The 13,196-nt window shown below is 55.9% G+C and carries 6 protein-coding genes; all 6 read left to right on the plus strand.

Going from position 1 to position 13,196, the window contains the following annotated elements; all coding sequences use genetic code 11:
- Positions 1 to 11 precede the first annotated feature (11 nt).
- Positions 12 to 3,593, plus strand: a complete 3,582-nt coding sequence (brxC, locus tag HIR79_RS02110) for a BREX system P-loop protein BrxC (RefSeq protein ID WP_169956446.1) — start codon at positions 12 to 14, stop codon at positions 3,591 to 3,593.
- A 40-nt stretch (positions 3,594 to 3,633) separates the two neighbouring features.
- Positions 3,634 to 5,307 carry an ATP-binding protein gene (locus HIR79_RS02115; protein ID WP_169956448.1) on the plus strand — a complete coding sequence of 558 codons (1,674 nt, stop codon included), beginning with the start codon at positions 3,634 to 3,636 and terminating at the stop codon, positions 5,305 to 5,307.
- An 84-nt stretch (positions 5,308 to 5,391) separates the two neighbouring features.
- Positions 5,392 to 8,889: a BREX-1 system adenine-specific DNA-methyltransferase PglX gene (pglX, locus tag HIR79_RS02120; RefSeq protein WP_169956450.1), complete on the plus strand. Its 3,498-nt coding sequence runs from the start codon at positions 5,392 to 5,394 to the stop codon at positions 8,887 to 8,889.
- 13 nt (positions 8,890 to 8,902) lie between these two features.
- Positions 8,903 to 10,015 carry an AAA family ATPase gene (locus HIR79_RS02125; protein ID WP_169956452.1) on the plus strand — a complete coding sequence of 371 codons (1,113 nt, stop codon included), beginning with the start codon at positions 8,903 to 8,905 and terminating at the stop codon, positions 10,013 to 10,015.
- Positions 10,012 to 10,689 (plus strand): DUF4276 family protein, encoded by a 678-nt coding sequence (locus HIR79_RS02130; RefSeq protein ID WP_169956454.1) that lies wholly within the window; start codon positions 10,012 to 10,014, stop codon positions 10,687 to 10,689. Before HIR79_RS02125 ends, HIR79_RS02130 begins: the two co-directional genes overlap by 4 nt.
- Positions 10,686 to 13,184, plus strand: a complete 2,499-nt coding sequence (gene pglZ / locus HIR79_RS02135) for a BREX-1 system phosphatase PglZ type A (RefSeq protein ID WP_169956456.1) — start codon at positions 10,686 to 10,688, stop codon at positions 13,182 to 13,184. Before HIR79_RS02130 ends, pglZ begins: the two co-directional genes overlap by 4 nt.
- The last annotated feature ends 12 nt before the right edge of the window (positions 13,185 to 13,196 follow it).

Below are 13,196 nucleotides of genomic sequence, written 5' to 3' on the forward strand. Positions count from 1 at the left end.
GGGAAAGTACAATGACATTGAAGAATATTTTTCTAAAGCCCGTTGACCGCCCCATTGAAGGCGTTATCAAAGCCGACGATGAAGCCAGTCTTCGCCTCGAAATTGAAGAATACGTACTGACCAACGAAGTTGAGAAACGCCTCGAAGAGTTCCTGGACGCTTACAACAATTACGAAGGGGCCAACGGTGTATGGGTCTCCGGCTTCTTCGGGTCCGGTAAGTCTCACCTGCTCAAAATGCTGGCCCTTTTGCTTGAAAACCGGGAAATGGACGGTGCTACAACCCTGGGCCTGTTCCTTCCCAAGTGCAGCGAGAATGAAATTCTCCGGGGCGACCTGAAGCGAGCTGTCTCAATTCCGGCGAAGAGCATTCTGTTCAACATCGATCAGAAAGCCGATGTCATCAGCAAAACCCAGATTGATGCGCTTCTGGCCGTGTTCGTTAAAGTCTTCGACGAAATGTGCGGCTACTACGGCAAACAAGGGCACATTGCCCAGTTTGAGCGCGATCTGGACGGCCGTGGCCTGTACGAACAATTCAAAGCCGAGTACGAGACCATCGCCGGCCGCCCCTGGCAGAAAGGCCGGGAGCAAGCCCTTCTGGAAGGCCCGAATATTGCCCAAGCCTACGCCGCTGTGACCGGTGGCGACCCGCAGTCGGCAGCGGGCATTCTGGACAAGTACCGCAGCGAATACCGAGTCTCGATTGAAGACTTCGCGGACAATGTGAATGCCTATATCGAGAAGCAGGCAAAAGAGGGTGGCCACAAAGAGTTCCGCCTGAACTTCTTTGTGGACGAGGTCGGCCAGTACATTGCCGACAACACCAAGCTGATGACCAACCTGCAAACCATTGCCGAGAGCCTCGCCACCAAGTGTCGGGGCCGGGCCTGGATTATCGTCACCGCCCAGGAAGAAATGAAAAACGTGGTTGGCGAAATGGGCAAGCAGCAGGGCAACGACTTCTCGAAAATTCAGGCACGGTTCAATAACCGCATGAAGCTGTCCAGCGCGGACGTGGCGGAGGTTATCCAGAAGCGCCTGCTAACCAAGACCGAAGAAGGCGTCAATCAGCTGTCGGACGTCTACCACGCACAGGCGAACAACTTCAAAACCCTCTTTGACTTCGCGGATGGATCGGCTACCTACCGGAACTTCCGGGACAGGGACCACTTCATCCACAGCTACCCCTTCGTCCCCTACCAGTTCGCGCTGTTTCAATCGGCGATCCAGAACCTGTCGCAGCACAACGCCTTCGAGGGTAAACACAGTTCCGTCGGTGAACGCTCCATGCTAGGGGTTTTCCAGCAGGTGGCCATCCACATCGGCAACCATGAGGTGGGCCAGCTGGCCACCTTTGACCTGATGTTTGAAGGCATCCGCTCTGCACTGAAATCACAAATACAGCGGGCGATTATTCAGGCAGAGAACCACCTCGATAATGCCTTCGCCGTCCGGCTGCTGAAGGCCCTGTTCCTGGTCAAATATGTCAAGGAATTCAAGTCCACGGTGCGTAACCTTTGCGTGCTGATGCTGGATGCCTTCGATCAGGATCTGCCGGCACTTCGCACCAAGGTCGAGGAAGCCCTGAGCCTTCTGGAGCAACAGACCTACATACAGCGCAACGGGGACCAGTACGAGTACCTGACGGACGAGGAAAAGGACGTCGAGCAGGAGATCAAGAACACAGAGGTTGAGTCATCGGACGTTGCGGACGAGCTGGAAAAGATCGTTTTCGACTTTGTTATAAAACAGCGCAAAATCCGCTATGACGCCGGCTCCTCCCAGAACCAGGGGCAGGACTACTCCTATTCGCGCAAACTGGATGATCGTCTGCATGGGCGTGAATACGAGCTCTCGATCAATGTCATCAGTCCGTTCCACGAGCATACTGACAACGAGCAGATGCTCCGTACAGCCTCGACCTACAAGGCGGACGAGCTGTTCGTGCTCATGCCGTCGGACGAGCGCCTGGTGCGGGACCTGCTCATGTTCAAGCGCACCGAAAAATACATCAAGCAGAACATCTCCGTTACCCAGCAGGAAGCCGTCAAGCGGATCCTGAATGACAAGGGCTTTCAGAACCGTGAGCGCGAGGCCAGGCTCCGGCAGCAGGTTCAGACCCTCATTGGCAAGTCCAAGTTGCTCATTGGCGGCGCTGATGTGGAAGTGGCGAATGAGGACCCCCAGACCCGCATTATTCGGGGCTTCCATGAGCTGATTTCACGGGCTTACCCGAACCTCCGCATGTTGCGCGGCGTTTCCTACACGGAAAACGACATCAGCAATTGCCTCAACCGTACAGACGATGGCCTTTTCGGTAACGACGCCACGGCCCTGGCGGAATCCGAGCAGGAGGTGCTGGCGTTCATTCAGAGCAACAACCGGGGCGGTGTTCGCACCACCTTGAAGAGCCTGCTGGAAAAGTTCGAACGCAAACCCTACGGCTGGTATTACGCCGCGATTCTCTGCACGCTGGCCAACCTTTGTGCCCGTGGCAAGGTGGAAGTTCGTCTCGACGGTAATATCCTGGAGGACAGCGAGCTGGAGCGCGCCCTGCGTAACACTCACGGCCACGGCAACGTGGTGCTGGAACCACAGATTGAGTTCACCGCCTCTCAGGTCCGAGTCCTCAAGTCGTTCTACGAGGACTTCTTCGACAGCCCGCCCCGCACCAGCGAAGCCAAGGCCCTGGGTAAAGAGGCCGGCGAAGCCTTCCAGGACATGTACCACGACCTGGATCGGCGGATAGCGCAAGTCGATCAGTACCCGTTTCTCAATGCCTTGAAACCTGCCCTGGTGACGCTGAAAGAGGTCGCCGGAAAGCCCTACACCTGGCACCTGACGGAATTGGGCAAGCAGGAAGACCAACTGCTGGACCTGAAAGAGGATGTCATCGACCCCATCCGCAAGTTTATGGGCGGTTCACAAAAAGACATCTACAACCAGGCTCGGTCCTTCCTGCAGAGCCAGGAGCCCAACTTCATCTATGTGTCCGGGGACGAGATTGAGCAGATCCGCACCATCCTGAACGACCCCAACTGCTACAAAGGGAATCGCATTCAGCAGCTCAAGGGCCAACTGGATAGCCTGCAGGAGCGCATCGACGAGAAAGTGCAGCAAACCCGAGCTCAGGCGGAAACCTCCCTGAAGACCATGCAGGAACGCATGCAAAGCATGGACGAATACCAGTCCCTGCCGGAGCCACGCCAGGATGAACTCAACAAACCGTTCCGGGATCTGGTCGACTACATTGGGCAGGAGCGCCTGATTGCCGTGATCAAGGACCGTACCCGGTACTTTGAAGAAGAGGGCTACCAGAAGCTGCTGGGCAAAATGGTGGCGCTGGCCAATCAGAAATCAGCACCGGCAGACGACCCCGATCAGCACCCAGGTAGCCAGAGTGAAGACCAGAGTGACGGGGGGACTCCCGAGGTCAAGGAATCGCCCGCCGACTATGTTCACACCCGCAACCTCCGTGTCGCGTTCGACAAGGCCTGGTTGGCCGACGAGGGGGATGTGGACCGGTACCTGAATGCCTTGCGCGAGGCCCTGCTGGTTGAAGTCCAGCAAGGGCGCAAGGTCCAGATCTAAGCGTGCCGAACCGTCTAATCGGTCAAAGTTGGGGATAGCCATGCACGAAGCCGAACAGGAAATCCAGGCGCTCATTCGCGGCGGCGAAAACCTTGCCGTCGAATTCAAGAGCGACGTCAAGAGCCTGCCGGACCGGGATCTGGTAGCCGCGGTGGTGGCCCTGGCCAACACCGAGGGCGGCGACCTTTTCCTGGGCGTTGAAGACGATGGCACCCCGACTGGGCTGCATGCCAATCACCGCAACCTCGCCGGCCTGCCCGCGCTGATTGCCAACAAGACCATTCCCTCGCTGGCCGTGCGCGTTGAGTCCCTGGAGCTGGAAGGGCAACCTATTGCCAGGATCCAGGTTCCCAAGTCCCGGCAGTTGGTGTCCACCTCGGATGGCCTGCTGCAACGTCGGCGCCTGAGGATGGACGGCACTCCGGAGGCCGTGCCCTTCTACCCCCATGAGTTTGTTCAGCGCCAGTCCAGTCTGGGGGTAACGGACCCCTCGGCCTTGCCGGTGGAAAACCTGGCGGTTGACGACCTGGACCCGATTCAGCGCATCCGGATCCGCAACGCCATCAAGAAATACGGCGGCGATCAGAGCCTGATGCCCCTGGCGGACGATGAGCTGGACGGCGCCCTGGGGCTGACTGTGAGCGTGGGAGGCCAGCGCCACCCCACCGTGGCGGGTTTGCTGCTGCTGGGGAACGAAATGCAGCTCCGGCAACACCTACCCTCCCACGAGGTAGCCTTCCAGGTCCTGCGCGGTACCGATGTCCTGGTCAATGAGTTCTACCGCAAACCGCTGCTGGAGACCTTTGAAGAGGTCGAAGTGCTGTTCCGGGCCCGGGTGGAAGAAGAGGAGATTCAGATCGGGCTGTTTCGCGTGCCCATCCCCAACTTCGACCGCCGGGCCTTCCGGGAAGCCTTTGTGAACGCCCTGGTTCACCGCGATTACAGTGCCCTGGGCGCCGTACACGTCAAACTGGACGACGACGGCCTGAGCATCAGCAACCCGGGTGGATTTGTGGAAGGCGTCAACCTGGACAACCTTCTGGTGGCCGACCCCCGCTCCCGCAACCCGTTGCTGGCTGACATCATCAAGCGCATCGGTCTGGCCGAACGCACGGGCCGGGGCATCGACCGGATCTTCGAGGGTATGCTCCGCTACGGGCGCACCGCCCCCGACTACTCCATGTCGTCCGCTCACACCGTCTCCGTGCGCATGAGCGCAGCGGACGCGGACGCCGAATTCCTGCGCATGATCGTCGAGCGCGAGGAGCAGACCGGTGCCGCCATGCCCATTGACAGCCTGATTATCCTGTCCCGGCTGCGCAATGAGCGGCGCTTGAGAACGGCGGACCTGGCCAAGTCGGTACAGAAGCCGGAAACCGTGGTCCGGGGCACCCTGGAGAAACTGGTGGAAGCCGGCATGGTGGAAGCCCACGGAACCGGCAAGGGCCGCACCTACACCTTGGGCGCCAAGGTATATCAAGGGGCGGGGCAAAAGGCCGCCTATGTACGCCAGGCAGGGTTTGATCCTATCCAGCAAGAGCAGATGGTCATGAGCTTTATTGATACGCACGGCAGCATCAAACGTGCTGACGTGGTTGAGCTGTGCCATATCAGCCCGGATCAAGCCTACAAGTTGTTGGCCAGATTGAAGAAAAGGGGAGAAATCGAGCAAATAGGCGAGCGTAAAGGGGCTATTTACAAGCGCGCGCGTTAATTTATGCGCTCAGCGTAAATATATACGCTCATTTATGCGTCAGCGTATATCGCTCGGTCACGATCAAAACCAAGGCATGAATCGATGGAAACCGCAAAACTCAGAAAATTCGCTCAGTTCGCCCGCCGCAGCCTGATTGAACAGGTCGGCGCCAAGCTAAAACTGGTATTGGCCGAAGAAAGCCCCGCCCGGCGGGAAAGCCCATCGGCCATCAAAAAGCTGGAAGAGGCGATAGCCGAGCAGGGTAAAGAGCAGGTTGTCGAGCGGGTGGCGTATATCTGGTTCAACCGGCTCGTAGCCCTGCGGTTTATGGACGTGAACCGATATAACCGCATTGGCGTGGTCTCGCCCGCCGAGGGGCAGTTTCAGCCCGAGATTCTGGCGGATGCCAAGATGGGCCATATCGATGAAGAGATGGTCGTGGAAAATACCCGAAAACGGGTCTTCGCCCTGCTCGATGGCAAAATGCCCAGCCAGGATCCCCAAGGGGAAGCCTATCGCTTACTGGTCGTCGCGGCCTGTAACTATTGGTACAGCGCGATGCCGTTCCTGTTCGAGCGTATTGACGACTACACCGAGCTTTTGATGCCGGATGACCTGCTATCTGGAAACTCGATCCTGGCCTATACCCGCGAGGCCATGACGCCGGATGCCTGTGAAGATGTCGAGGTTATTGGCTGGCTGTATCAGTTCTATATCTCCGAGAAGAAAGACCAGGTATTCGCTGATCTCAAGAAGAACAAGAAGATTACACCCGAAAATATCCCGGCGGCGACCCAGCTGTTCACACCGCACTGGATCGTGCGTTATCTGGTGGAAAACTCGCTGGGCCGCCTCTGGTTGCTCAACCGGCCAGACTCTGGTTTGGTCGAGCAAATGGATTACTACATCAAGCCGGAAGAGCCCGATACCGACTTCCTGCGGATCAATAGCCCGGAAGAGATCAAGATCTGTGACCCGGCCTGTGGATCGGGGCACATGCTGACGTATGCATTCGATCTGCTGTATGCCATTTATGAAGAGGAAGGTTACGAACCTGCCGATATTCCGGCCAAGATTCTGGCTAATAACCTTTACGGAATTGAGATCGACGAACGCGCTGGAGAACTGGCCGCATTTGCTCTGACGATGAAAGCGCGGGAAAAACAGCGCCGGTTTTTTCGGAAGCCAGTGCAGCCGAATGTTGTCGTTTTAGCGAATGTGACCTTTACCGAATCCGAGATGCAGGATGTATCAACTTTGGTGGGTAAGGATCTTTTTACGGACTCACTGCGTGAGACGCTGAGTCAGTTTGAGCAAGCGAGAAACTTCGGCTCATTGATCGTGCCGAAGTTACGCGAACCGGCCGAGATTCTGCGGGCGCTGGAAGCGCGAGATTTCGGCTCTGATATGCTGCTGAAAGTTTTGTACGAGCGGCTAATGGAGGTGCTACGCATGGTCGAGGCGTTATCGCCGAAATATCATGTGGTAGTGGCGAATCCTCCTTATATGGGTCGTGGTGGCGCAAATGAAGCGCTGTCATCTTGGACTCAGAAACAATACCCAAAGAGCAGAGCAGATTTGTATGCGATGTTCATTGAGAGGTGCGGGCAGTTGTCAATTCCCGCTGGCTTTTTCTCTATGATCACTATGCATGGCTGGATGTTCTTATCAACGTTCGAAAAGCTTCGGCGTGAGCTACTGCTCGAAAATCATATTGTGACAATGGCACATCTTGGTGAGCGGGCCTTTGACTCGATCGGCGGAGCTGTTGTTTCAACAGCAGCTTTTGTATTCGAGCACAAAAGGCGACTAAGGTCACGAGGCACCTATATTCGCCTAGTAGAAGGTGGGAACGAACAGGTAAAACGAGATGCCCTGATTGATGCTTCCAATAACGAAAATTCTATTTTTCGTTTCACGGCTTCCTCAAATGACTTCAACAAAATTTCGAGTGCTCCTGTCGCATACTGGGTGTCACCCCGCCTTTTCAGTCTTTTCGAGGATGGGACGCCGATAAAGGATAAGGTCATCTCAAGAGATGGATTAAACACGGGAAATAATGAACTTTTTATTAGGCAGTTCTGGGAAGTTCCCCTTGAATCGTCGAAATCCGGAGCGCAGTCCGCTGAGGAATTTTGGTCATCAGGAGCTCGGTGGGCGCCACTTATCAAAGGCGGCCCGTATCGGAAGTGGTATGGCAATCTTCAGCATGTGATCACCTATGACAAGCAAGGTTTTGAACGGCTAGCGCGGTCGGGCAACAAGCTGCCATCACGTGAGTTCTACTTTAGAGAATGTTTTGCGTGGACGCGAATCTCTAGTCCAGCAGGCTCGTTCCGCTACTATCCAGAGGGAGCGATATTCGAAAGTGCAAGTCTTTGCGTCTATTCAGATAGCCCCAAAGATCTGAGAGAGTCATTGGCCTTTTCGAATAGTAATCTGGCTCCCAAAGAACTCGCTGCGCTCAGTCCTACGGTTAATCTTCTCTCAGGCTACTTTGATATGCTCGTGGTGCCTCCTTTGGGTAACCAATCGCAAAACATCATTGAAATCTGCGGACAGTGCATTGATATTGCCAGAAGCGACTGGGACGCATACGAAACCTCTTGGGATTTCACGAGATTGCCTTTGTTGAATCCTAACTACCGTCAGCCAAGTCTAGATGCCTCCTATCAGAACCTCCGCGCCTACTGGCGAGAGATGGCACAGGAAATGCGACGGTTGGAGGAAGATAATAACCGCATCTTTATCGACGCTTATAGTCTGCAGGATGAGCTGGCCCCAGATGTACCGCTGGAGGATATCACTCTGACCTGCAACCCTCACTACCGCTACGGCAACAACAAAAGTGAGGAAGAGCTGGAGTCACTTCTTCTGGCTGACACCATGCGCGAGCTGGTCTCCTACGCCGTTGGCTGTATGTTCGGCCGCTACGCGCTGGACAAACCGGGGCTAGTGCTGGCCAATCAGGGTGAGACCATCGAGGACTACCTGAAGCAGATCCCAAAGCCGAGCTTCCCGGCGGATGAGGACAATGTCATCCCCATGCTCGACGGCGACTGGTTCACCGACGATATAACCGAGCGCTTCCGTGAATTCCTGCGCATTGCCTTTGGCGAGGAGCACTACGAGGAAAATCTCTGCTTTGTCGAGCAGGCGCTGGGCAAGGACATTCGCAAGTACTTCCTGAAGGACTTCTATAACGACCACGTGCGCCGTTACAAGAAGCGGCCTATCTATTGGCTGTTCTCCTCTCCCAAGGGCTCATTCAACGCGCTGATCTACATGCACCGCTACCAGCCTCACACCGTGGGCACGGTGCTGGAGTATCTGCGCGATTTCAAAGATGAAAAACTGCAAGCCCGGAAGAACCATCTGGAAGCCGTCAGTATCAGCGCCGGTGCCTCCCAGGGTGAAAAGGCTAAAGCTCTGAAGGAAATCGAGAAGATCAACAAAATCCTAGCCGAGTTGGATGACTACGAGCGGGATGTACTTTATCCCCTGGCTACCGAACAGGTGGAAATCGATCTCGATGACGGGGTGAAGGCCAATTATCCGAAATTTGGCGACGCCTTGAAGAAGATTCCTGGCCTCTCATGAAGGAGGGCTACCTATGAAATTGAAAGAAATTGCCGTTAAAGGCTTTAAATCCATCAGCAATCACGACTACGAGCGTATTGCCTTTAACGATGTCACGGTGCTGTTGGGCGCGAATGGCTCCGGGAAAAGTAACCTGATTTCACTGTTCCGGCTGTTGGGATTTATGACCACTGGTGCTCTGCAGCAGTACGTTGGCAGGCAGGGCGTCAGCCAGCTTCTGTTTTATGGCCCAAAGGTGACCGAATCGCTGAGTTTCAGCGTGAAACTGGAAGATGACAGCACCACGGACTCCTACGATGTAAAGCTATCGTATGGGTTGCCGGACCGGCTGTTCGTCAGTGGTGAACAGGTAAGCTATCACAAGGCCGGTCACGCCAGACCGCAGGAATACTTTCTGTCCAGTGGTGGCCCTGAAGCGGAGCTGGGGCAGGATGACCGGCCCACCAGTAAAGTGCTTACCGGTCTGCTTAGAGGCATACAGACCTTCCAGTTTCACGACACATCCGACACCGCCCGAATCAAGGACCGGGTGTACGTTGATGATGTGTCCTACCTGCGCAGCGATGGGGGCAACCTCGCGGCCTTCCTCAAGATGTTGAAGAAGTCGGATAGCTATCGTCCTTACTACGAACGAATTGTCCGGCATATTCGCAAGATCATGCCGCAGTTCAACGACTTCGTGCTGGATACTCTTCCTGGCAATGACCGTTTCGTGCGACTGAACTGGTCTGATACCTACCGCCAGGATTATCTCTTTGGTCCGGATCAGATTTCCGACGGATCTCTTCGCTTCATGGCGCTGACCACGCTGCTGTTGCAGCCACCGGCGTTGCTTCCAAAAGTGATCGTTCTGGATGAGCCGGAGTTGGGTCTGCATCCGGCTGCCACGCTTGAGCTTGCCGGTATGATCAAACGTGCATCCCAGAAAACGCAGGTGGTCCTGGCCACCCAGTCCACACGTCTGGTCGATGAATTCCTTCCGGAGCAGATTGTGATCGTGGAGCGCGATTCTAAGACCGGCACCAGCTCGTTCCACCGTCTGGAACCGGAGGCGCTGGGTGAATGGTTGCAACGGTACAGCCTATCGGAGCTTTGGGAGAAAAATGTGTTGGGAGGGCAGCCGTGATTCGACTGCACATAACCGCAGAGGGCCAGACTGAGAAAGCCTTTGTCGACCAGGTTTTGACACCCCATCTGGCGCACTTTGATGTCTACACTGACGCGCGCTGCGTGCTGACGAGCAAGGACAAACGGGCGGCCAAAGAATACCGGGGTGGCCTGATCAGTTACCAGAAGGCAAAAGCAGACATCGAAACCTGGATGAAGGAAGACGCCAACCAGGAATGCTGGTTTACCAGCATGTTCGATTTATATGCCTTGCCAGACGATTTCCCAGGATTTGACGAGGCGAAACGGCTGGAGCCTTATCAAAGGATCGAACGGCTCGAAGCTGCTTTTGGCAATGAAATGAACAAGCCAAACTTTATTCCCTATATCCAGTTGCATGAATTTGAAAGCCTGATTCTGGCTGACCCGACCAAGCTGGATTGGGAGTACCTGGAGCACGACCAGCCAATTGGAAATCTGGTGAAGATGGTCGGCTCCCAAAATCCGGAGCTCATCAATGACGGTCGAGAAACAGCGCCATCGAAACGAATTCTCAAAGAGATACCGGAGTACGACAAGGTGACATCGGGGGTTTCGGTTGCGGCTCATATCGGCCTCGATGCTCTGCGGGCCTCTTGCAAACACTTTGATGAATGGGTGTCGCGCCTGGAGAAGCTCGGGGGCAAAGAATGAGCCAGCAAATCACTCATGCGCTGAGCAGACTTTTCGATAAGCACCGGGTTGTGTTCTGGTACGACACCAAGCAAGAGCTGCGTAGTGACTTCGAGGCGGTTTCCATTCCTGACGTAGAAAAGGCCGAAATTGCCAACAACGAGTACGGCCTGAAATATCGCATCCTGCGGGAGTCACCGGAACAGAAATTCTTGCTGTACAAGGAAGGGCCACAACCGGAGGATCTGGACAACTGGTTGCTGGACGTACAGCTGGCCCACGGCGAGTTCCGGACCGACCAGGTGGCCATCTGGCTGTCCGAGTTGGAGTTGGGCCTGGAGTTCGCCGAGATAGCTCAGGCCCATACGGAGTTCTTTCAGGCGATCAAGCGCAAGGAGGCACTGAAGAAGTTGCTGAAGCCGGACGATACCGCCGGTCAGCTGCGCCTGAAGATGCTGGCCGTGTGTGCCGGTAGTGAGCCCCGTATGGACTCGGTGGTGGAAACCCTGCTGCAGCAACTGGCGGAAGAGCGCGATGATGGGATCAGGCTGATCGAACGGTGCGGCTTGGATAGCTTCCTGTGGGAACAATTGACCCGTTTCTACGGCTACGAGGCCAGTGAACCTAGTCTGCGAGACTTTGTGATCGAGCTCTTCAAGTCCTGCTACGCCATGGGTACCGATGGCGATGTCAAACTGACCGGCGACGCCCTGGTGTTCCTCAAGCGCTGGAAGGACAGCCGGCAGTTCGAGCAGGGGTTTGAAACCCTGTCTGCCGAGTGTGCCGAGGTGCTGGGCATTGAGCAGGATCTCGGTAAACGGGACTTCCGGGACCTGGTTGAACTGGACTACTTCCGGCTAATCGACCAGAAGATTATCAGTGACCTGGTGCGGGCGGTGGTAGGCCGCACGGTCACCAGCGGCGATGTGGCACTGTGGGTGCGGCAGCGGCGCCAGGGCCACTGGTACGGGGAGTTCCGCCACCTGTATGAAGCCATTGAGTTTGCTGCGCGCTTTGTCCAGATGCTGGGTGAGGCTCGTCTTACTATGGACAGCCTCTCCGACGGCGTTCAGCGATATAGCCGCTCCTGGTTCCAATTGGATCAGCTCTACCGCAAGTTTACCTACCATGTGCGCATGTCTGGTCAGGCATCGTTGATGGGCGATCTCAGTGAGCAGGTGGAGAACCTGTATTCCAACAACTATCTGCTCAAGCTGGGCGACGGCTTCCAGGTTCACGTGGACGCCGCGCCGCGCTGGGAGGCCTATCCGGTCGTTCAGCAAAAAGCCTTTTTCGAGCACTGGGTTCGCCCGTACCTGCGCAAGGACAAGCGGATCTGCGTGATTATTTCCGACGCCATGCGCTATGAGATTGGTGATGAGCTGCTGGGCCTTATCCGGCAGGAAGATCGCTACAGCGCGGAGCTCGAACCGGCACTCTCGACCCTTCCCAGCTATACGCAGCTCGGTATGGCGGCGCTGCTGCCCAACAAGTCCTTGGCGATCGCCGACAACGACACCGGTACGGTACTGGTGGATGGCCAAAGCTCACAGGGTACGGTCAATCGTACCAAAATCCTGCAGGCGGCCCTGGATGGGCGGGGCCAGGCCGTCAAGGCGGAGGATTTTATGCAGCTCAACCGGGAAGACAGCCGTGAGCTGCTCAAGGGTAATGATGTGCTGTACATCTACCACAACCGCATCGATCACACTGGCGACAAGATGCACTCAGAGGGGCAGGCCTTTGAAGCCGCAGAACAAACCCTGGATGACCTGATTCGTCTGATCAAGAAGCTCACGGCGGCCAACGCCAATAACCTGCTGATCACCGCTGACCATGGCTTTATTTACCAGAACCGTGAGCTGGATGAGAGTGACTTCCTGGGCGACGCCGTTTCTGGCGATGATATTCGCTACCGGGACCGTCGGTTCGTGCTGGGTAAGGGGTTGTCCGCCTCTCCGGCGTTCCATCACTTCTCGTCCGAGCAGCTTGGGCTGAATGGCGATATGGAAGTGCAGATTCCCAAGTCCATCAACCGACTGCGCCTTAAAGGCTCTGGCAGCCGCTTTGTGCATGGCGGCGCATCCCTTCAGGAGGTTGTGATTCCGGTCTTGAAGGTTAACAAGAAGCGCCAGAGTGATGTCAGCGCCGTTGAGGTGGACATCCTGCGTGGGGCCAGCTCGGTGATCACTTCCGGCCAACTGGCCGTCACCTTGTATCAGTCCGGACCGGTTACCGAGAAAGTACAGCCTCGCCACCTGCGGGCCGGGATTTATACCCAATCAGGGGAGTTGATTTCGGACAGTCACGAACTGTCGTTTGACCTGACATCGGAGAATCCCCGCGAGCGGGAGCTTCAGGTGCGCTTTGTGCTCAGCCGCAAGGCGGACGAGGCCAACGGCCAGGAGGTCTTTTTGCGGCTGGAAGAGCAGCACGCCGGTACCTCCCACTACAAGGAATACAAGTCGCTCAGGTATTTGATGCGGCGCTCCTTTACCAGCGATTTTGATTTTTGAGGGTGATAGTCA

Source organism: Halomonas sp. PGE1 (assembly GCF_013000985.1).
GTDB classification, from domain to species: Bacteria; Pseudomonadota; Gammaproteobacteria; order Pseudomonadales; family Halomonadaceae; genus Halomonas; species Halomonas alkalicola.

Excerpts from the sequence above, each read along its gene's own strand:
- HIR79_RS02125 (WP_169956452.1), top strand. The coding sequence starts at position 8,903 with ATGAAATTGAAAGAAATTGCCGTTAAAGGCTTTAAATCCATCAGCAAT.
- brxC (WP_169956446.1), top strand. The coding sequence starts at position 12 with ATGACATTGAAGAATATTTTTCTAAAGCCCGTTGACCGCCCCATTGAA.
- pglZ (WP_169956456.1), top strand. The coding sequence starts at position 10,686 with ATGAGCCAGCAAATCACTCATGCGCTGAGCAGACTTTTCGATAAGCAC.
- HIR79_RS02115 (WP_169956448.1), top strand. The coding sequence starts at position 3,634 with ATGCACGAAGCCGAACAGGAAATCCAGGCGCTCATTCGCGGCGGCGAA.
- pglX (WP_169956450.1), top strand. The coding sequence starts at position 5,392 with ATGGAAACCGCAAAACTCAGAAAATTCGCTCAGTTCGCCCGCCGCAGC.